Origin of the sequence: Pseudonocardia phyllosphaerae (assembly GCF_046546475.1) — a bacterium.
GTDB lineage: Bacteria > Actinomycetota > Actinomycetes > Mycobacteriales > Pseudonocardiaceae > Pseudonocardia > Pseudonocardia phyllosphaerae.
Genome location: NZ_JBKGXS010000001.1, coordinates 1,072,925 through 1,092,480, shown reverse-complemented (window position 1 = coordinate 1,092,480; position 19,556 = coordinate 1,072,925). Strand labels below are relative to the sequence as shown.

At 75.2% G+C, this 19,556-nt stretch carries 21 protein-coding genes; 6 read left to right on the top strand and 15 right to left on the bottom strand.

The genetic code is table 11. The features are described 5' to 3' along the window. Positions 1–29: 29 nt before the first annotated feature. The 4 genes from ACLE50_RS05120 to ACLE50_RS05105 all read right to left on the bottom strand — a co-directional run bounded on the left by ACLE50_RS05120 (position 30) and on the right by ACLE50_RS05105 (position 3,946). On the bottom strand, positions 30–1,193 hold the full coding sequence (locus tag ACLE50_RS05120) for a lysophospholipid acyltransferase family protein (RefSeq protein ID WP_410942168.1): 1,164 nt from the start codon (positions 1,191–1,193) through the stop codon (positions 30–32). Further along, positions 1,190–1,969, bottom strand: coding sequence for a GNAT family N-acetyltransferase (locus tag ACLE50_RS05115; RefSeq protein ID WP_410942167.1), 780 nt, complete (start codon positions 1,967–1,969; stop codon positions 1,190–1,192). The genes ACLE50_RS05120 and ACLE50_RS05115 overlap by 4 nt, the downstream gene beginning before the upstream one ends. 198 nt (positions 1,970–2,167) lie before the next feature. Further along, the gene (locus tag ACLE50_RS05110; protein WP_410942166.1) at positions 2,168–3,115 is read right to left on the bottom strand and encodes an electron transfer flavoprotein subunit alpha/FixB family protein; all 948 of its coding nucleotides are present in this window, start codon (positions 3,113–3,115) and stop codon (positions 2,168–2,170) included. Between the two features lie 45 nt (positions 3,116–3,160). After that, positions 3,161–3,946, bottom strand: coding sequence for an electron transfer flavoprotein subunit beta/FixA family protein (locus tag ACLE50_RS05105; protein WP_410942165.1), 786 nt, complete (start codon positions 3,944–3,946; stop codon positions 3,161–3,163). Positions 3,947–4,348: 402 nt separating this feature from the next. Between ACLE50_RS05105 and ACLE50_RS05100 the strand changes: the two genes are divergently transcribed. Beyond that, positions 4,349–4,648 (top strand): hypothetical protein, encoded by a 300-nt coding sequence (locus ACLE50_RS05100; RefSeq protein ID WP_410942164.1) that lies wholly within the window; start codon positions 4,349–4,351, stop codon positions 4,646–4,648. Between the two features lie 10 nt (positions 4,649–4,658). Here ACLE50_RS05100 and ACLE50_RS05095 read toward each other — a convergent pair whose 3' ends face one another. Both ACLE50_RS05095 and ACLE50_RS05090 read right to left on the bottom strand, forming a co-directional pair. Then, a complete protein-coding gene (locus tag ACLE50_RS05095) occupies positions 4,659–6,080 on the bottom strand; it encodes a phytoene desaturase family protein (RefSeq protein WP_410942163.1) in 1,422 nt (473 codons plus the stop codon). Positions 6,081–6,141: 61 nt separating this feature from the next. Next, positions 6,142–6,339, bottom strand: coding sequence for a hypothetical protein (locus ACLE50_RS05090; RefSeq protein ID WP_410942162.1), 198 nt, complete (start codon positions 6,337–6,339; stop codon positions 6,142–6,144). 111 nt (positions 6,340–6,450) lie between these two features. Here ACLE50_RS05090 and ACLE50_RS05085 point away from each other — a divergent pair, with 111 nt between their 5' ends. The 3 genes from ACLE50_RS05085 to ACLE50_RS05075 are packed head-to-tail and all read left to right on the top strand — an operon-like array spanning position 6,451 to position 10,012. Then, complete coding sequence (locus ACLE50_RS05085) at positions 6,451–7,200, top strand: class I SAM-dependent methyltransferase (RefSeq protein ID WP_410942161.1); 750 nt, start codon at positions 6,451–6,453, stop codon at positions 7,198–7,200. Continuing rightward, positions 7,197–8,714, top strand: coding sequence for a 1,4-alpha-glucan branching protein domain-containing protein (locus ACLE50_RS05080; protein WP_410942160.1), 1,518 nt, complete (start codon positions 7,197–7,199; stop codon positions 8,712–8,714). Before ACLE50_RS05085 ends, ACLE50_RS05080 begins: the two co-directional genes overlap by 4 nt. Before the next feature lie 53 nt (positions 8,715–8,767). Further along, positions 8,768–10,012, top strand: a complete 1,245-nt coding sequence (locus tag ACLE50_RS05075; RefSeq protein WP_410942159.1) for a glycosyltransferase family 4 protein — start codon at positions 8,768–8,770, stop codon at positions 10,010–10,012. A 28-nt stretch (positions 10,013–10,040) separates the two neighbouring features. On the opposite strand, the gene ACLE50_RS05070 is transcribed toward ACLE50_RS05075, so the two are convergent. Next, complete coding sequence (locus ACLE50_RS05070; RefSeq protein ID WP_410942158.1) at positions 10,041–10,754, bottom strand: acyltransferase; 714 nt, start codon at positions 10,752–10,754, stop codon at positions 10,041–10,043. A 110-nt stretch (positions 10,755–10,864) separates the two neighbouring features. Between ACLE50_RS05070 and ACLE50_RS05065 the strand changes: the two genes are divergently transcribed. Together ACLE50_RS05065 and ACLE50_RS05060 are read left to right on the top strand one after the other, a co-directional pair. Further along, positions 10,865–11,092, top strand: a complete 228-nt coding sequence (locus tag ACLE50_RS05065) for a hypothetical protein (RefSeq protein ID WP_410942157.1) — start codon at positions 10,865–10,867, stop codon at positions 11,090–11,092. An 18-nt stretch (positions 11,093–11,110) separates the two neighbouring features. Next, positions 11,111–12,049 (top strand): nucleoside hydrolase, encoded by a 939-nt coding sequence (locus tag ACLE50_RS05060; RefSeq protein WP_410942156.1) that lies wholly within the window; start codon positions 11,111–11,113, stop codon positions 12,047–12,049. Positions 12,050–12,056: 7 nt separating this feature from the next. Here the strand turns inward: ACLE50_RS05060 and ACLE50_RS05055 are convergent, their stop codons facing one another. The 8 genes from ACLE50_RS05055 to ACLE50_RS05020 form a co-directional block, all read right to left on the bottom strand. After that, positions 12,057–13,670 carry a serine hydrolase domain-containing protein gene (locus ACLE50_RS05055; protein WP_410942155.1) on the bottom strand — a complete coding sequence of 538 codons (1,614 nt, stop codon included), beginning with the start codon at positions 13,668–13,670 and terminating at the stop codon, positions 12,057–12,059. 11 nt (positions 13,671–13,681) lie between these two features. After that, complete coding sequence (locus ACLE50_RS05050; RefSeq protein ID WP_410942154.1) at positions 13,682–14,212, bottom strand: ArsR/SmtB family transcription factor; 531 nt, start codon at positions 14,210–14,212, stop codon at positions 13,682–13,684. Between the two features lie 42 nt (positions 14,213–14,254). Then, positions 14,255–14,887 (bottom strand): response regulator transcription factor, encoded by a 633-nt coding sequence (locus tag ACLE50_RS05045; RefSeq protein WP_410942153.1) that lies wholly within the window; start codon positions 14,885–14,887, stop codon positions 14,255–14,257. Between the two features lie 132 nt (positions 14,888–15,019). Beyond that, on the bottom strand, positions 15,020–15,706 hold the full coding sequence (locus ACLE50_RS05040) for a response regulator (RefSeq protein WP_410942152.1): 687 nt from the start codon (positions 15,704–15,706) through the stop codon (positions 15,020–15,022). Next, on the bottom strand, positions 15,658–16,803 hold the full coding sequence (gene macS / locus ACLE50_RS05035) for a MacS family sensor histidine kinase (protein WP_410942151.1): 1,146 nt from the start codon (positions 16,801–16,803) through the stop codon (positions 15,658–15,660). The genes ACLE50_RS05040 and macS overlap by 49 nt, the downstream gene beginning before the upstream one ends. Positions 16,804–16,863: 60 nt before the next feature. After that, positions 16,864–17,820 (bottom strand): class I SAM-dependent methyltransferase, encoded by a 957-nt coding sequence (locus ACLE50_RS05030; RefSeq protein ID WP_410942150.1) that lies wholly within the window; start codon positions 17,818–17,820, stop codon positions 16,864–16,866. Between the two features lie 92 nt (positions 17,821–17,912). Then, on the bottom strand, positions 17,913–18,692 hold the full coding sequence (locus tag ACLE50_RS05025; protein WP_410942149.1) for an enoyl-CoA hydratase/isomerase family protein: 780 nt from the start codon (positions 18,690–18,692) through the stop codon (positions 17,913–17,915). Between the two features lie 59 nt (positions 18,693–18,751). Then, positions 18,752–19,519 (bottom strand): ABC transporter ATP-binding protein, encoded by a 768-nt coding sequence (locus ACLE50_RS05020; protein WP_410942276.1) that lies wholly within the window; start codon positions 19,517–19,519, stop codon positions 18,752–18,754. Positions 19,520–19,556 lie beyond the last annotated feature (37 nt).

The window sequence follows — 19,556 nt, the reverse complement described above, 5'->3', positions numbered from 1 at the left end:
CACCGGGGTTCCGGCCGCCGACCCGGGCGTCAGCGCCCGTGCCGGACCCGGTCACGGGCCGTACGGGCCAGCGTCCGGCGGTCCGCGGCGGCCGGGTCGGAGGGCTCGACGAGCTCCCCGACGGTCACCGTGCACACCAGCCCGGGCAGCCGCAGCACCCGCCCGACGGTGTCGCCCAGGGTCTGGTCGCCGACGAACGCCGCCGCCGTGCTGGGCCTCCCGTCGGGGGTGGTGATCGTGACGGTGACCGGGCGGACCGGGACGCCGGCGTCGATCGCGGCCTGGAACGGGGCGCGCCGGTAGTCGCCGCCGACGGCGCCGCACCAGGTGGTGGCCTCGGGGAACACTCCGACGAGCGTGCCCGCCCGCAGCGCGTCCGCGGTCTGCGCGACGGTCGCGGGAAGCCGGGACAACCCCTCGCGGTGCACGAACAGCGTGCCGATCCGGGCGGCCAGCACGCCGATCAGCGGCCAGTCCCGCACCTCGCGCTTGGCCAGCATGGTGAGCGGGCCGAGCGTGCCGAGGGCCGGGACGTCCAGCCAGGACGTGTGGTCGGAGACCACCAGCGCGCCGCGCCCGTCGGCGGGGGCCAGCGGGCCGCCGCGGACGACCAGCCGCACGCCCGCTGCGCTCAGGACCGCGGCGTGCAGCCTGCGCAGCAGCGGGGAGAGCAGCCGCGGGCCGGCGAGCGCGGCCGGTGGGATGAGCGCGGTGCCCGCGAACAGCACCGCGAGCAGGACGGTGGTGCGGCGCAGCATCCGCAGCCGTCCGGTGCTCGCGCGCGGCGGCAGGCAGGTGTCGGGGGTGCAGGGCGACCAGATGGCCCACGGCCCGCCCGGGCGCTGCGACGCCGGCGGGTCGACGGGGTGGGTCGGGTGCCCGATCTCCGGCGCCGCGCAGGGCGGCGCCGAGGACGCCGGAGCGGCCTGGGCCGCAGCGGCGGGCGGGGGCAGCACGCCCCCGGCGGGAGACGGCCCGGCGACCGCCGGCACCTCGTCCGCGGGGGTGACGGCCCCGGCGGTGGGCCCCGGGGTGGCGAGCCCGGTGCCGGGCCCGGCGAGCTCGGCGTCGGCGGTGGCCCCGGCCGCGACGCCGGTGTCGGCGGCGGACGGGGCGGATCCCGGAACCGGGGTCCGCAGCGCCGCCCGGGCCGCCCGGTGCGGCGCCGGGCGCCGGAACGCCGGGAGCGTCATGCGGGGACCCCCGGCGCGCCGGAGCCCTCACCGAGGAAGAACCGCAGGTAGCGCTGGTCGATGTGGTCCAGGCCGAGCAGCACCGGGAAGTCGGCGACGCCGAAGTCCGGGTCGTGCGCGGGCTCGCCGCACACCCAGGTGCCCAGGCGCAGGTAGCCGCGCAGCAGCGGCGGGACCGTCGAGGTGCGGTGCTTGGGCGCGTCCGAGGCGTCCCACGGGCGGTGCGGGGTGGTCCGGTACTCGGCGGGGGCGAGGTGCTTGGCGAGCACCCGCTCCCGCACGCCCGCGGCCTGCACTCCGCCGTCGGCGAGCGGGACGCTGGCGCAGCCGATCAGCCAGCGGTTGCCCGACAGCAGCATGTAGCGGGCCAGGCCCGCCCAGACCAGCCCGACGACGGAGCCGGCGCGGTGGTCGGGGTGCACGCAGGATCGGCCGGTCTCGACCAGCGAGTCGCGCAGCGGGTCCAGCCGGCTCAGGTCGAACTCGCCGTCGGTGTAGAGCGCACCGGCCGCGCGGGCGCGCTCGGGCGGGAGCATCCGGTAGGTCCCGACGATCTCCCCCGTGGCGTCCTCCCGGACGACGAGGTGGTCGCAGAACTCGTCGAACCGGTCGATGTCGAGGCCGGGGACGGGCGTGTCGATGTGCGCGCCGATCTCTCCGGCGAACACCCGGTACCGCAGCGCCTGCGCCGCGGCGACGTCGTCGGCGTCGGTCGTGAGCAGCAGGGAGTACCGCTTGGCCGCGGTCTCCGGGGTCGAGACGATCACCTGGGTCACGGGTGCCGTTGGTACCGGCCGGGTGCGACACCGCGACGGTGCCGCGTCGACGTGTCGGTGGCATCGGGGTGAACGGCCCCGAACACGTGTCGTCGCAGGTAGGAGCAGGTGAACAGGCCCCCCACACACGACGACGCCCGGGTGCCGGAAGGCACCCGGGCGTCGCCGGGGGTGATCGCGGAGTCACCGCGCGTGGGCTCAGCCCTTGCGCTTGGCGACCTCGTCCTGCAGCTGCGGCGCGACCTTGAACAGGTCGCCGACGATGCCGTAGTCGGCGATCTCGAAGATCGGCGCCTCCTCGTCCTTGTTCACCGCGACGATCGTCTTCGACGTCTGCATGCCGGCGCGGTGCTGGATCGCGCCGGAGATGCCGAGGGCGATGTAGAGCTGCGGCGACACGGACTTGCCGGTCTGGCCGACCTGGAACTGCGGCGGGTAGTAGCCGGAGTCCACCGCGGCACGCGAGGCGCCGACGGCGGCACCGAGGGAGTCGGCCAGGCCCTCGACGACGGTGAAGTCGTCGGCCGAGCCGACACCGCGGCCACCGGAGACGATCACGGTCGCCTCGGTCAGCTCCGGACGCGACCCGCCCTCGATCGGCTCCCGGCCGGTGACGACCGAGTCGCGGCCTGCCGCGGCCGGGACCTCGACGGTCTCGCGGGCACCGGCACCGGCCGACGCGGCGATCTCGACCGAGCCCGGGCGCACGGTGATGACCGGGTGCTCGGTGTTCGACTTCGCCTCGGCGGTGTAGGAGCCACCGAACAGCGAGTGCTGCACCCCGTCGGCGGTGACGCCGACGACGTCGGACAGCAGGCCCGAGTTCGTCCGGACGGCCAGCCGGCCGCCGATCTCCTTGCCGTTGGCGGCCGCGACGACCAGCACCGCGGCCGGGTTCACGCTGTTCACCAGCGACTCGAGCACGCCGACCTCGGGAGCGAGGAAGTCGGTCGAGTCGGTCTCGGCGACGTAGATCTTCTCGGCGCCGTGCTCGGCCAGACCGTCGGCCAGCTTGTCGGCGACACCGGCCGGGCCGACGACGACGGCCGACGGCTCGCCGAGCGCCTTGGCGGCGGTCAGCATCTCGTAGGTGGTCTTCTTGATGTCACCGTCGACGTGGTCGACGAGGACCAGAACCTCAGCCATGGATCTCTCCTGAAAGAAAAGTGGTGGTCTGTTCGTCGACGTACGTCAGATCAGCTTCTGGCCGACCAGGAACTCGGCGATCTTCGCGCCGCCGTCGCCCTCGTCGGTGACCTTCTCGCCTGCCTGCTTCGGCGGCTTCGGCGCCGAGGAGGTGACCGAGGTCAGCGCGTTCGCCAGACCCACCTCGGAGGGGTCGATCCCGGCGCCGGCCAGGTCGAGCGTCTCCACCGGCTTCTTCTTCGCCGCCATGATCCCCTTGAACGAGGGGTAGCGCGGCTCGGTGGCCTTCTCACCCACCGACACGACCGCGGGGAGCTCGGCGGTCAGGTTCGTGACGCCGTCGTCGGTCTCGCGCTTGGCGGTGACCGTCGTGCCGTCGACCGAGATCTCGTTCGCCCAGGTCAGGGCCGGGACACCGAGCAGGTCGGCGATCATCGCGGGGACCGCGGCGATCTGGCCGTCGGAGGCGGAGTTACCGGCGATGATCAGGTCCCAGCCGTCCTGGGTGCCGATGACCTTGGTCAGCGCCTTCGCGGTCTGCACCGCGCACGAGCCGTGGATGGCCTCGTCGGAGAGGTGCACCGCGGAGTCCGCGCCCATCGACAGGGCCTTGCGGATCGCGTCGGTCGCGCTGTCCGGGCCCATGGTGACCACGACGACCTCGGAGCCGTCGTTGGCCTCCTTCAGCTGGAGGGCCTGCTCGACGGCGCGCTCGTTGATCTCGTCGATCACCGAGTCGGTGCCTTCACGGTCGAGGGTGTGGTCGGAGTCGGACAGCTTCCGCTCCGAGTACGTGTCCGCGACCTGCTTCACGAGTGCGAGGATCTTCATGGGACCTCTTCGACCTCCCTGCCGTGGGGCACGCACCGCATGCGTGCCGCATCGTCCGTTGTGGCGGACCGGAACCGGGTCCCGGGACCGCCTCGCGTCACCGTGACGGGGCCTGCGCCGCTCGCTGTCCCCGGCAGGGGCGGGTCGCGGCGTCGCGCCCGTCGGATCGGCGACGACTTTGCCAGCCGGCATGCCGTTCCGGCACGTCGGGTCGTTGTGACGTTGATTGTTACCAGCGAGTAGCCATCGGGCAAACCAACTGAACCGTGACCGTACTCACCCGCCTACCCGGGTGCGGGGACCATCACGCCACGCGCGCATCAGGTCACACTGCGCGGCGCCTCGCCGGACCGCGGACTTCGCTACGGTCGACGGCCCAGGCACCGGCAGGAGGGAGCCGTCGTGCAGGTGACGGGGTTCGACGACCGACTCGGGACGGGATATGTCCTGAGCACGGGAGCGCATGCCGACGAGAACGTGCCGGGCAGCCGGACGGTGACACACGGCGGAGTGACCGTCCGCGCCACCGAGGGCCTGGCGATCATGCTCGAGGACGCACTGGCGTTCCGGCCGACCACCCGGATGGGGTGGGGCGGGCCGGAGGTGCCGCTGACCCTCGACGACGCGACCGTGCTGGCCTGGCTGCGCCAGGACGTGGGCGGGGTCGTGAGTGTGACCGGGGAGCCCGCCGCCCAGTCCTGAGCGGGTCCCATCAGCGCCGCAGGTATCGCAGGGCGCGGTCCGCGGCGTGCGCGCCGCCCATGCCGTGCGCGCCCGGGCCCGGCGGGGTGGCCGCCGAGCACAGGTAGTGCCCGGGTGCGCCGGTGTCGTAGGGCTGCAGGGTCGTGCGCGGCCCGAACACGAGCTGCCGGACGTCCTTGGCGCCGGTCAGGATGTTGCCGCCCGCGAAGTTGAGGTTGGCGGCGAAGTCCTGCGGTCCGGTGACCGCGGTGCCGGCAATGCGCTCCCGGAAGCCGGGGGCGAACCGTTCGATCTGCGCGGTGACCAGCTCGGTGGTGACCCGCGGATCGCCGGCGTACCCGTTCGGGACGTGGGCGTAGGCGTAGACCGGGTGGACGTCACCGGCCGAGCGCGTCGGGTCGGCCAGGTACTGCTGCCCGACCAGCACGAACGGGCGTTCCGGCATCCGACCGCGGTGCACCTCGCGTTCGACGTACGCGACGTGCTCGGCGGGCCCGGCGACGTGCACGGTGCCGGCGCGGCGGACCGGATCGGCGGTCCAGGGCACGCCGCCGTGCACCGCGTAGTCGACCTTGAACACGGCCGGGCCGAACCGGAACCGCCGGTAGGCCCGCGCGACCCGCGGCGGGAGCCGGTGCCCGAGCAGGTCCGGCAGCCGGTCCGGTGCGACGTCCCAGATCGTGACGTCCGCGGGCGGCAGCGCGTCCGCCGAGGTCACCACCACCCCGGTCTCGACCCGGGCTCCGGCCTCGGCGAGCACGGCCAGCAGCGCGTCGACCAGCGCACCGGTGCCGCCCTCGGCGACGCCCCAGCCGTGCCGGTGCCCGGCCGCGAGCAGCCCGGCCGCGATCGCCGAGGACAGCGGCCGGTCCAGCGGGTGGAACGCGTGCGCGGCCGTCCCGAGGAACAGCGCCCGCCCGCGCGGGGTGCGCAGCGCGCGGGCCAGCAGCTCGGCGGGCGGGGCGGCGACCGCGCCGAAGCGGGCCATCGCGAGCGGGTGGCGGGGCACGCGCAGCGGCGGGCCGAGCACGGAGCTCTGCAGGGAGTCCCAGTGCGCGGCGGGTGCGCCGAACAGAGCCGTCCAGGCACGCCCGTCCGGGCCCAGGCCCTCGGCCGTCTCGCGCACCGAGCGGACCAGGACACCGGCGTCGCCGTCGTCGAGGGGGTGGGCGCAGTCGACCTCGGGGAACCGCCAGCGCAGCCCGTGCCGCTCCAGGCCCAGCCCGGTCAGCGCCGGGGAGCCGACGGCCATCGGGTGCACCGCCGCGCAGTGGTCGTGCCGCAGCCCGGGCAGGATCGCCTCGACCGTGCGGCAGCCGCCGCCCGGGACGTCCGCGGCCTCCAGCACGGTGACGTCGACGCCCGCGCGGGCCAGCAGAGCCGCGGCGACCAGCCCGTTCGGCCCCGATCCGACGACGGTCGCGGTGGTCATGCCCCGATCATGCCCGCCGGTCACGGCACGGGGTGCCGGTGAACCTCGGTTCCGGTGACGATCAGTTCCGGTGGCCGTCCGCCGCTTCGAGGTCCTCCTCCGGGGCGACGACCAGGGACAGCACCTCGCCGAGGGCCTCGTCGTCCATCGCACGCGGCTCGACCGGCTCGTCGCCGACCACGCCGGACACGATCCACGACCCGTTCCGCCCGGTGATGTTGAGCGACAACGTCTCGTCGTCCTCCGTCCGTTCGCTCATGATCGGCTCCTTCCGGCCACGGTGAGTGATTCGCCGGGTTACCCGTTGGCGCGGAATCGACGCGTCCGGGGCGATGTGCGCGCCGTGCGGTCGTCGTGATGAGGTCGGCGGGTGTCCAGCAACCTGCCCCTCACCGGTGAGCGCACCATCCCCGGCATCGACCACGAGAACTACTGGTTCCGCCGCCACGAGGTCGTCTACGACGCGATCACCGACGCGTGCGCGGACGCGGACGTGCTCGAGGCCGGCTGTGGTGAGGGCTACGGCGCGGACCTGCTCGCCGGCGTCGCCCGCTCGGTGCAGGCCCTCGACTACGACGAGCAGACCGTCGCCCACGTCCGCGCCCGCTACCCGCGGGTGGAGGTGTCCCGGGCCAACCTGGTGACGCTGCCGGTCCCCGACGAGTCGATCGACGTCGTGGTGTCGCTGCAGGTCATCGAGCACCTGTGGGACCAGGAGCGGTTCCTGACCGAGTGCCGCCGGGTGCTGCGCCCGGGTGGGCGGCTGATCGTGTCGACGCCGAACCGGATCACCTTCACCCCGGACAGCGACACCCCGCTCAACCCGTTCCACACCCGCGAGCTCGACCCCGGGGAGCTGGCCGGGCTGGTCCGCGACGCCGGGTTCGGCGACGTCGTCGTGCAGGGGCTGCACCACGGCCCGCGGCTGCGTGAGATGGACGAGCGTCACGGCGGGCTGATCGCCGAGCAGACCCGGCTCGCGCTGTCCGGCGAGGCCTGGCCGGAGGCTCTGGTCACCGACGTCGCCGCCGTGCGCGCCGCGGACTTCGAGCTGTACGGCGACGAGCCCGGCCACACCCTCGACGACTCCCTCGACCTGCTCGTGACGGCCACCAGGTGACCTCCGAGGGCACGTTCTGCCTGGTCCTGCACTCGCACCTGCCGCTGCTGGCCCACCACGGACGCTGGCCGGTCGGCGAGGAGTGGCTCTACCAGTCCTGGGCGGCGTCGTACCTGCCGGTGGTGGCGACGCTGCGCGAGCTGGCCGCCGAGGGCCGCGGCGAGCTGGCGACGCTGGGCATCACCCCGGTGCTGGCCGCGCAGCTCGACGACCCGCACTGCCTGCGCGGGGTGCACGACTGGCTGGGTGGCTGGTCGCTGCGCGCCCGCTCGGCCGCGGACCGGCTGCCGGACCTGGCCGCGCACGAGCACCGGGTCGCGGCCGCGGCCACCGCGGAGTTCGAGGCGCACTGGTGCCATGGCGCGTCGCCGGTGCTGCGCGGGCTGCGCGACTCCGGCGCCGTCGAGCTGCTCGGCGGCCCTGCGGCGCACCCGTTCCAGCCGCTGCTGACGCCGCGGGTGCGGGCGTTCTCGCTGCGCGCCGGGCTCGACGACCACGCCCTGCGCCTGGGCTCGCGCCCGGCCGGGATCTGGGCGCCGGAGTGCGGCTACGCGCCCGGTATGGAGACCGGCTACGCCGCCGCCGGGGTGTCGCGGTTCCTCGTCGACGGCCCGGCGCTGCGCGGGGACACCGCGCTGGCCCGCCCGGTCGGCGACTCCGGCGTGGTGTGTGTGGGCCGCGACCTCGACGTCACCTACCGGGTGTGGTCACCGCGCAAGGGCTACCCCGGCTCGGCCGAGTACCGCGACTTCCACACCTGGGACCACGACTCCGGGCTCAAACCGGCCCGGGTGACCGGCCGCCGCGTCCCGAGCCACGACAAGAAGCCCTACGACCCGGAGCTCGCGGACCGCGCGGTGCGGCGCGACGCCGCGGACTTCGTCGACACCGTCGTCGCCCGGCTGCGGGACCTGCGTGCGACGCACGGGCGCCCGGCGCTGACCGTGGCCGCGTTCGACACCGAGCTGTTCGGGCACTGGTGGCACGAGGGCCCCGCCTGGCTGGGCGAGGTGCTGCGGCGGCTGCCCGAGGCCGGTGTGTCGGTGCGCACCCTGCGCGGCGCGATCGACGACGGCCTGGTCGGCGAGCCGGTGACCCTGCCGGAGTGCTCGTGGGGCTCGGGCAAGGACTGGCGGGTGTGGGCCGGGCCGCAGGTCGCGGAGTTCGTGGCGGGCAACGCGACCGTGCAGGACGACCTGCTCTCCGCCGTCGACGCCGTCGTCCCCGGCTCGGGGCCCGCGCTGCGCCGCGACGCGCGGGACCCGCTGGCCGACCTGCTCGTCGACCAGGCACTGCACGCACTGTCCAGCGACTGGGCGTTCATGGTCAGCAAGGACTCCGCCGCGGAGTACGCCCGCTCCCGGTTCGCCACGCACGCAGGCCGCGTCGCTGAGCTGGCCGGGCTGCTGCGCGACGGGCGCCGCCGCAGGGCCGCACGGCGGACCGGGCACTGGGCCGACGCGCGGGTGCCGACCTTCGGCGGGATCGACGCCCGGGACCTGGCGCACCCGTGACCCCGGTGCACCCCGCGGATCCCGGGAGCTCCGCTGTTTGCCAGGATCGTGCGATGCGGGTGCTGATGATCAGCTGGGAGTTCCCGCCGGTCGTCGTCGGGGGGCTGGGGCGGCACGTGCACGCCCTGGCCCGCGAGCTCGTCGCCGCGGGACACGAGGTCGTCGTGCTCTCCCGTGCCCCCACCGGCACCGACGCAGGCACCCACCCCACCGTCGACGAGACCGTGGACGGCGTGCGCGTGCTGCGCGTCGCCGAGGACCCGCCGCACCTGGACTTCGCCACCGACATGGTCGCCTGGACGCTCGGGATGGGCCACGGGCTGCTGCGCCACGCACTGTCCGCGGTGCTGCCCGGCTGGCGCCCGGACGTCGTGCACGCCCACGACTGGCTGGTCGCGCACCCGGCGATCGCGCTGGCCGACGTGCTCGGCGTCCCGCTGGTCGCGACGCTGCACGCCACCGAGGCCGGCCGGCACACCGGCTGGCTGCCCGGCCCGATGAACCGCCAGGTGCACTCCACCGAGTGGTGGCTGGCGAACCGGGCCGACGAGGTGATCACCTGCTCGTCGGCGATGCGCGCCGAGGTGTGCGCGCTCTACGACCTCGCCCCGGAACGGGTGCACGTCGTGCACAACGGCATCGACCTGCGGCGATGGCGCGCGCGGAGGTCCTCCCCGCTGCCCGCGACCCCCGGCCCCCGCCTGGTCTACTTCGGCCGCCTGGAGTACGAGAAGGGCGTCCAGGACCTCATCGCCGCGCTGCCGCGGATCCGGCGCCGCCACCGCGGCACGCAGCTGTTCGTCGCCGGGACCGGCACCCAGCGCGACATGCTGGCCCACTGCGCCGCGGAGCACCGGGTGAAGACCTCGGTGCGGTTCCTCGGCCACCTGCCCGACGCCGAGCTGGGCGCGCTGCTGCGCGCCGCCGACGCCGTCGTGCTGCCGAGCCGCTACGAGCCGTTCGGGATCGTCGCGCTGGAGGCGGCCGCGGTCGGCGCGACCCTGGTGGCCTCCACCGCAGGCGGGCTCGGCGAGGTCGTGCGCGACGGCGAGACCGGGATCGGCTTCGCCCCCGGCGACGTCGCGGGGATCGCCGACGCCGTCGACCGCGCACTGGCCGACCCGCGCGGCGCCGCACGGCGCGCCCGGGTGGCGAAGGCCCGGCTGCGCACCGACTTCGCCTGGCCGGTGATCGCCGAACGCACCGCCCGGATCTACGCCGAGGCCCGCACCGGCGGGCCGCAGGAGCTCGCCCGGCCCAAGATCCCGACCGGGAACCTGTTCGACCGGGAGCGGTGACCCGACCGGCAGCAGCGAGCGCCGCGGCTCAGACCCGGTCGAGCCGCTCCTTGAGGGCCTTGTCCGCCTTGCGGGCCATGTCCGCGACGGCCGCCCGCTCCGCGGCGGCGGCCTCGTAGTCGGCGCGCCGGTCGCGCACCACCCGGGCCGGGGCGCCGACGGCGATCGTGTACGCCGGGACGTCGCCGCGAGCCACCGCGTGCGCACCGAGCACGACGCCGTCGCCGATCCGGGCACCGCGCAGCACCGAGGTCTTCACCCCGAGCCAGCAGCCCTCACCGATCCGCACCGGCGACTTCACGATGCCCTGGTCCTTGATCGGGCGGTGCACGTCCTCGGTGCGGTGGTCGAAGTCGGTGACGTAGACCCAGTCCGCGACCAGCGTCGTCGCGCCCACCTCGACGTCGAGGTAGCAGTTGAAGGTGTTGTCCCGGCCGAAGACGACCTTGTCGCCGATCCGCATCGAGCCCTCGTGGCAGCGCAGCGCGGTGCCGTCGCCGATGTGCACCCAGCGGCCGATCTCCAGGCGCCCGAAGCCGGGGCGGGCCTCCAGCGTCACGCCCTTGCCGAGGAACACCATCCCGCGCAGCACGACGTGCGGATGCCGGATCCGCAGCACCAGCAGCCGCCAGTACCGCTTGAGGTACCAGGGGGTGATCGCGCGGTGGCGCAGGATCCAGCGCAGCGACGTCCAGCCGAACAGCCGCGCCTGCTCGGGATCGCGCTCGGGTCGGGCTCGCACGACGGGGACGATAGGCCCGGGTGTCGGCGCGGCCGTGACGGGTACCTCGTGACCGGACCGGGTGATCCCGGTCCGTCCCGCCCCCCATCCCGAACCGAGGAGCGATCCGCATGAGCGAGACCCCGCACTCCCCCGCCCCCGACGGCGGCACCGAGGTCGGCACCGACGAGCTGACCGGCGGATCCGGTGCGGCCTCCGGAGCGGACACGGTGCGCGAGAGCCTCGACCACGCCGGCAACCCGCGCCCCGGCGGCACCACGAACGACGCCGGGGCGACCACGGCCGCCGCCCGCGAGCTCGACACCGAGGACGACGACGAGCCCACCCGCAGCGAGTAGGACCGTTACGCTGCGCCCGTGCCCCGACCGTTGATCATCGACACCGACCCTGGCGTCGACGACGCCGTCGCGCTCGTCCTGGCGCTGCGCAGCACCGAGGCCGACGTCCGCGCCGTCGTCGCCTCCTACGGCAACGTCGACCTCGACCACACCCTCGGCAACGCCGGACGGCTGCTTGCCCTGACCGGGCGCACCGACGTGCCGCTCGGGATCGGCGCCGACCGGCCGCTGGTGCACCGGCTCGACCGGCGCGCCACGCTCGTGCACGGCGAGGACGGGCTCGGCGGCCGGGCCGCCGGGCTTGCGGACCCGGTCGCGCCGCGGCCCGGGTCCGGGATCGCGCTGATGGCGCAGGTCCTGGAGGAGACGACGCTGCCGGTCACGATCGCCTCGATCGGGCCGCTCACCGACACCGCGCTGCTGCTCGCGACCTACCCGCACCTGGCCGACCGGATCGAGCGGATCGTCGTCATGGGCGGGTCGATCGGCGGCGGCAACGTCACCGGCGCCGCCGAGTTCAACATCCACGCCGACCCGGAGGCCGCGCAGCGGGTGCTCACCCAGGACCGGGTCCCGGTGGCGCTGGTCCCGCTGGAGACGACGCTGGCCTGCTCCGCCGGGCCGGACTGGCTGCGCGCGCTCGCCGACGCCGACCCGGTGTGCGCCGAGCTCGCCGCGATGATCGAGCCGGTGCGGGCCGTCTACCGCTCCCGCTACGGCCACGACGCCGTCGCCCTGCACGACGCCGTCGCGCTGCTGGAGTGCGTCGAGCCGAACTCGCTGGTGGCCCGGCCGATCCCGCTGGCCGTCGACACCGGGTTCGGGCCGGCCCGCGGGGCGACCGTGCCGCAGCTGACGGCACCGGACGCCGCGGACCTGCCCGCGGTCGGGGTCATGGCGGCGCCGGACGTCCGGACCGTGCTCGACGCCGTGCTGGACCGGCTGCGCAAGGCCTGAGGTCCGGTCAGGCCATCGCGACGGTCACCACCAGGAACAGCACCGCGACGACCGGTCCTCCCCACGCCGCGAGGACGCGTCGTTCCGGTCTCGTGCGCAGGCCGCGTGCCCGCAGCAGCGTGACCGCGAGTGCGGCGGCCGCCGGGGCGAGCACCACCCCGTAGGCCCAGCCGCCGACGTCGGCCCAGGGCCCGCGCAGCCACAGCAGGACGAGCCCGGCGAGCGCGAGAACCAGTGCCTCGGCGATCGGCAGCAGGGTGGTCCGGCGCAGTGCCCGCCACAGCGCCGTCGCCGAGAACAGCAGGGCGACGGCGAACGCGACCCACGCCGGGACGGTGTCGAGCACCGGGCGGGACGGCAGCGGCGTGCCCCACAGCAGGGCGGGGGCGATGTCGTCGACGTCGGTGGTCGTGTTGCCGAGCACGACCACCGCGCGCCGCTGCTCCCGGTCGAGGGCGAGCATCGTCCGGAAACCGCCGGTGCCGCCGTTGTGCCAGACCATCGGGTGCCGCGCCCCGTCCGGGCCCGTCTCCTCGCTGGTGACCCAGATCCAGCCGATCCGTGCGCCGGGCTCGTCGTCGGCGGTCGGGGTCAGTGCCTCGTTCCCGGGGGCGGTTCCGGTGAGCTGGGCCTGCGCCCAGCGGGCGGTGTCGCCGATCGTGGTGAAGGTGGCGTTGCCCGAGGGCAGGTAGCCCTCCCCGTTCCAGCGCGGCGCGGGCGTGCCGTTGGCGAGGAAGCCCGGCAGCGCGGCCTGCGGGACGTCGGCGTCGCCGGGCCCGAACGACGTCGCGGCCATCCCGGTCGGGCCGGTGATCCGCTGCGCGACCAGGGCCGGGTAGTCCGGCGCCCCGGCCGCCCGGGTCAGCGCGGTGCCCAGCAGCGAGACGCCGAAGTTGGAGTAGGTCGGCGGCTGCGCGGCGTCCACGGGGGCGGCGCGGGCGTCCTCGACGAGCTGCGCGGTGGTCGTCGAGGCGTACGGGTTGTCGTTCAGCACGCCGGCGAGCAGGCTCTGCACGGCGGCGGTCGCCCCGAGCGGCGGCAGGCCGGAGCGGTGCTGGGCCAGCGAGGCGAGCGTGACTCCGCCCGCCGGGGTCCCCGCCAGATCCGGGAGATGCCGCGCCAGGGGGTCGTCGGCACGGACCTCACCGCGGCGGATCGCGTCGGCGAACAGCGCGGCGGTGAACGTCTTGGTGATCGAGCCGAGCTCGAACCGGGCGTCCGGGGCGGGCGGCGGGCCGTCGCGGCCGGGGCCGGAGTTCCCGAGCCCGGCCGTGGTGATCCCGTCCGGGGTGACCTCGGCGACCGCGAGGGCACGGAACCCGCCCCGGTCCCCGACGACGGCGCGCACCCGCTCGGCCAGGGCCACGTCACCGGAGATCTGCGGGCCGAGCACCTGGTGCTGCGGACCGAACAGTGTCCCGGCGAGCAGCCCGGCCAATGCGGCCACGGCGGCGAGCACGGCGCCGAGGCTGGTCACGCGGCCCCGGCCGGCGGCCGGACCGGCCCCGGACGCGTCGACGCCGGTCCCGGGATCGGCACCGTTCCCGGTCACGGGATCGTGCTCGGGAACGGCCCCCTGGTCGGGCTCGGCGGGATCGGACGTGACGGGTCGGTCGGCCATGACGGGCTCCTTCAGCGCCGGGCGGCGAGAACGGTCACGAGCAGCGGGACGACGCGGGCAGCGGGCACCTCGTAGTGACCGCGGCGGGCGGAGGCGAGCCAGCCCGCGGCGACGAGCTGGCGCAGGTGGTGATGGAGCTGCCCGGTCGTCCCGACGGACTCCTGTTCGAGCAGCTCCGCGGTGGTGCGCACGCCGTTGAGCACGAGCTGCAGGATGCTCAGCCGCGCCGGGTGGGCCAGCGCGTCGAGGGTGCCGGCGAGCTCGGTCCAGTCGGTGTCACGCAGCGCGTCCCCGGACAGGCCGTACTGCCAGCGCACGGGCCCGGCGTCCGGGACGTCGACGCTGCCTGCCATCAGGACCGCGCCGGGTGCGCGCCGCTCCAGCTCGGTCAGCGCCCACAGCGCGTCCCCCGGGGCCGCATCACCCGGGGCCCCGGTGCCGCTGCTCTCGTCCGCCGCATCGGCCCGGGCGGCCTGCAGGTCGGCGACGGCGCGCTCCAGGGCGCGCAGGCGGGCGTCGTGGTCGTCCGGGACGTCGTTCACACCACGAAGATACGAAAATACGTATCTTCGTACAAGCGCCGGTCAGGCCAGGCCGTGCTCGATCGCCAGCCGCACCAGCGCGCCGCGCCCGGGGACGCCGAACTTCCGCAGCAGCCGCTGCACGTGGTTCTCCACCGTCCGCGGCGAGAGCACCAGCCGGGCGGCGATCTGCCGTGCCGTCAGCCCCTCGACGACCAGGCGCAGCACCTCCGATTCGCGCGGGCTGAGCTCCGGCGCGGCCTCCCGGGCGGGTGCGGCGACCGAGTCGAGGACGACCTCGGCCAGTCCCGGGGAGAAGGCGGGGCGGCCCGCGACGGCGGCGGCGACGATGTCCGCGACCTCCTCGGCGTCGTCGGAGATCGCGACGCCGGTGGCCCCGGCACGGACGGCGTCGAGCACGAGCCCGTGGTCGGCGTCCGGCGCGGCGACGGCGACGACCGGCACGTCGGGGCTGCGCGTGACGACCGCGGCGATGACCGCGAGCACCGGGCCCGGCGACGGCGTCAGGTCGGCCAGCACCACGCCCGGCGCCGCCCGGGCGACCGAGGCCGCGACCGCCTCGGCGGACTCCGCGCCGGCCCGTCCGACGACCTCGGCGCCCTCGGGGACCGGCGGATCGCCGACGACAACGCTGCGGACCGGCGCCGCGCCGGCCCCCTCGACCGCTTCCGCCACCCGCGCCCCCGTACTCGTCCCTGTGCCGGTTCGTCCGGGCACCCTGCCATGCGGCACAGTCGATCCGGCACGGCCGATCGGGCAGTTGCGTCCGTTCCGGACAGTGATCGTCGGGAGACCGGCCGGAGATCGTCAGTCCGCGAGGCCCTGTTCGATGGCGTAACGCACGAGCTGGCTGCGGTTGTGCAGCTGCAGCTTGCGCAGGGTGTTCTGCACGTGGCTCTCCACGGTGCGGTGCGAGACGACGAGCTTCGACGCGATCTGCCGCGCGGTCAGCCCCTTCGCGACCAGCCGCAGCACCTCGGTCTCCCGCTCGGTCAGCGCCGGGACCGCGGGCTCGTCGCGGGCCGGGGCGGGACCCTCGGCGAGACGGCGGTACTCCCCCAGCACCAGGCCGGCCAGGCCCGGGGTGAACACCGGGACCCCGCGGGCGGTGCGTTCGACGGCGTCGAGCAGCTCCTCGGCACCCGCGGACTTCACCAGGTAGCCCAGCGCCCCCGCCTTGCAGGCCTCCAGCACGTCGGCGTGCTCGCCGGACGCCGACAACACCAGCACCTGGGTCTCCGGCAGCGCGGCGGTGATCTCGCCGATCGCGGTCACCCCGGAGACGGCGCCCAGGTTGAGGTCCATCAGCACGACGTCCGGGCGCACCGCGGTCGCGATCCGGACCGCGGCGGGCGCGTCCGGGGCGGTGGCGACCACGTCGCAGCCCCGCTCCCCCAGGTCGCGCGCGACGCCCTCGCGCCAGATCGGGTGGTCGTCGACCACCATCACCCGGATCGCGTCCACGTGTCCTCCTTCGGCAGCCGGATCACCCATTCCGTCCCGAGCTCGGGCCCGGTGTCCAGGGTGAGCGTCCCGGCGAGCTGCTCGACCCGTCCGCGCAGCGACCGTGCCACACCGAGGCGGCCCTCCGCCTCGGCCTGGGCGAGGCGGCCGTCGGGGATGCCGGGGCCGTCGTCGCGGACGCTGATCTCCAGGGCGTCGGGCAGCTCCTCCAGCAGCACCCAGGCCCGCGCGGCAGGCCCGGCGTGCACGGCGACGTTCGCCAGCGCCGCCCGGACCGCGGCCTCCACCTCGGTCGCCACACCCGCGTCGAGCTCGACGGGGTGCCCGGGCGCGGACACCGTGACCCGCTCGGAACCGAGACCGCGCAGGACCGCGGCGAGGTCGCGGCGCCCGCACGCGTCGGCGGTGCCGGTGCCGCCGGTGAGCAGCGCGCGCAGCGCCGTCTCCTGCTCCCCGGCCAGCAGGCCCAGCTCGGCGGCGCCCCCGCCCAGCTCGGAGCCGCGGCGCTTCACATGCGCGAGCACCTGCAGGACGCCGTCGTGCACCGCCCGGGTGAGCCGCTCCCGCTCGTCGTCGGCGGCCTGCTCGGCGGTGAGGCGGCGCAGCCGGGCCGCGGTCCGGTCGAGGACGTGCGAGGCGAACCCGACGGTCAGCCCGGCCAGCACCAGCAGCTCGGTGTCGCCCAGCTCCAGCAGCCCGAACCGCCGTTTGGTCAGCCCGAGGGTCACCGACACGACGACGGCGGCCGCGACCCCGCCGCGGATCCCGCCCGCGACGGCGCAGGCCAGCACCGCGCCGGAGGTCCAGATCGAGCCCATGCCCGGGCCGCCGGCGTCGAGGTAGGCGGGGTGCACCAGCCACGGCGTCGTCGCCATCACCGCGACGCAGACGGCCAGGTCGGCGGCCGCGAGCCGGCCGCGCCGGTCCGGCGTGCCGGGCAGCCCGCCGAGGTAGCCCCAGGAGGTGACCGCGGTCCACACGCCCATGACCGCGATGACGCCGAGCGCGCCGACCGGGCTGGTGTAGCCGCTGCCCAGGCCGTAGACGGTCACGCCGGCGACCGTGACCAGGGTCAGCAGCCGGTAGGCGATGATGCCGCGCCAGAACGGCTCGAGCGGGTGCTCCACGTCGTCGAGTCTGACGGCGAGGCCCGCCCACCGGGGCCGTTCCGGCGAGGTCATGGCCGGTTACCGGGGCTTGGTGCCGGTGATCAGTGCGTTGTAGAACCAGCTGCGCGGCACGACGTGGCGCAGCACCGTCTCGTCGAGCCTCGAGAGCCGCTGCCAGCCGTGGTAGGCGAACATGCCCCAGTTCCAGCCGAGCTTGCCGGGCGGGACGGCCGCCTCGAACGTGCGCACCGGCCAGCCCAGCATCGCCGCGGAGAACTCCTCGGTCGAGGCCGCCACCCCGGCCGCGCCTGCCCGGCGGGCGGTCTCCTCCAGCTCGCTGGGGTCGAACGTGTGGATGTCGACGACGGACTCCAGCGCCGCGGCGCGGGAGGACTCGTCGAGCTCGTGCTGCGGGCGCCGCCAGCCCGCCAGCGCGGGCAGCTTCGTCAGGGTGGTGGTGGCCTTCCAGGTCCACTGGCCGAGCTTGCGGGCGTAGGCGTCGCCGATCGTGGTCGGCTCCCCGGCGAAGACGAACCGCCCGCCCGGCTCCAGCACCCGCAGGATCTCCCGGAACGCGGCCTCGACGTCGGGGATGTGGTGCAGCACCGCGTGCCCGACGACGAGGTCGAAGCTGTCGTCCGGGAACGGGATGTGCTCGCCGTCGACGACGCGGCCCTCGACGTCGAGCCCGAGGCCCTCGGCGTTGCGGGTGGCGGCCTCCACCATGCCCGGGGACAGGTCGGTGACGACGCCGCGCTCGGCGACCCCGGCCTGCATCAGGTTGAGCAGGAAGAACCCGGTCCCGCTGCCCAGCTCCAGCGCGCGGTTGTACGGGCGGCCGTCCCACGGGGCCGCGGCGCGGAAGCGGCCCGCGGCGTAGTCGATGCAGCGTTCGTCGTAGCTGATCGACCACTTCTCGTCGTAGGTCCCGGCCTCCCAGTCGTGATAGAGGACGTTCGCGAGCTTGCGGTCGTGCCACGCGGCCTCGACCTGCTCGGCGGTGGCGTGCGGGGTGGGCGCCGGGTCCTGACTCATGGCTGGAGTCTCGCAGAACCCGCCGACGGTTCCACCGAGGACACCGGCTCCCCGCCCGGGCCCGTACGGACCCGGGGCGGCGAGCGGCGGGCTCAGCGACCGGTGAAGGTGGCCTTCCCCGGCCCGTGCTCGACGAACGAGGCGGTGCCTGCCTTCGCGTCCTCGGAGGCGAAGACTCCGGCGAACAGCTCGGACTCGATGTCCAGGCCGGTGCGCAGGTCGGTCTCCAGGCCGTTGTCGATCGCCTTCTTGGCCGCGGCGTAGGCCAGCGCGGGGCCGTCCTTGAACTGCGACGCCCACTCGACGGCGCGGGTGTACACGTCGTCAGCCGGGACGATCTCGTCCACCAGCCCGATCTCCAGGGCCTCCTCGGCCTTCACCATCCGGCCGGTGTAGATCAGGTCCTTGGTACGCGGCGCGCCGATCAGCCGGGCGGCGCGCTGGGTCCCGCCGCCGCCCGGGAAGATCCCGAGCAGGATCTCCGGGAAGCCGAGCTTGGCGTTGTCCCCGGCGATCCGCCGGTCGGCACCGAGCACGACCTCGAGGCCGCCGCCGAGGGCGTAGCCGGTCACCGCCGCGACGGTCGGCTTGGGGATGGTGGAGATCGCGCCGAGCCCGGCGGACAGTTCCCGGGCCTGCGGCGCCATGTCGGAGTAGGACATCGACGCCATCTCCTTGACGTCGGCCCCGGCGGCGAAGGTCTTCTCCCCGCCGTACACGACGACGGCGCGCACGTCGGCGCGGGCCGTCGCCTCCGCCGAGATCTCCAGCAGCTCCCGCTGGATCTGGCGGTTCAGCGCGTTCATCGGCGGGCGGTCGATCCGGATCGTCCCGACGCCGTCGTCCACGGACAGGCTCACGAATTCGGTCACGGGCCGGACCCTAACGGCCCGCACCCGGGGCGGCCCTGTGATCGACGCTGCCTCCCGCCTCACCGCCGGTAGGCGGCGAACCGTCCGTCGGCGCGGCGGTCGACGGCCAGCGGCAGCCCGAAGGTCTCCGAGAGCGCGTCGGCGGTCATGACGTCGTCGAGCAGCCCGGCCGCGACGACCTTCCCCTCGCGCAGCAGCAGGCCGTGCGTGTAGCCGGGCGGGATCTCCTCCACGTGGTGGGTGACCAGCACCGATGCGGGCGCGTCCGGGTCCTGCGCCAGGTCCGACAGCCGCGCGACCAGGTCCTCGCGCCCGCCCAGGTCCAGTCCGGCGGCCGGCTCGTCGAGCAGCAGCAGCTCCGGGTCGGTCATCAGCGCGCGGGCGATCAGTGTCCGCTTCCGCTCCCCCTCCGACAGCGTCCCGTAGGCGCGGTCGGCGAGCGACCCCATGCCCAGCTGGGTGAGCAGCTGCCGCGCCCGCTCGGTGTCCTGGGCCTCGTAGTCCTCGCGCCAGCGGCCGAGCACGGCGTACCCGGCGGAGACGACGACGTCGGAGACGATCTCGTCGCCGGGGATCCGGACGCCGAGGTTGGCCGAGGTCAGCCCGATCCGCGGGCGGAGCTCGAACACGTTCACCCGCCCCATCCGCTCGCCGAGCACGTACACCGCACCCGAGGTGGGGTGCAGCTCGGCGGCGGCGAGGCGCAGCAGGGTGGTCTTGCCGGCGCCGTTGGGGCCGAGCACCACCCAGCGCTCGTCGAGCTCGACCCGCCAGTCGACGGCGTCGAGCAGCGTGGTGGCGCCGCGCCGGACGGTCGCGGCCTGCATTCCGATCACCAGGTCGTCGGAGTCCGGGGCGAGGCTC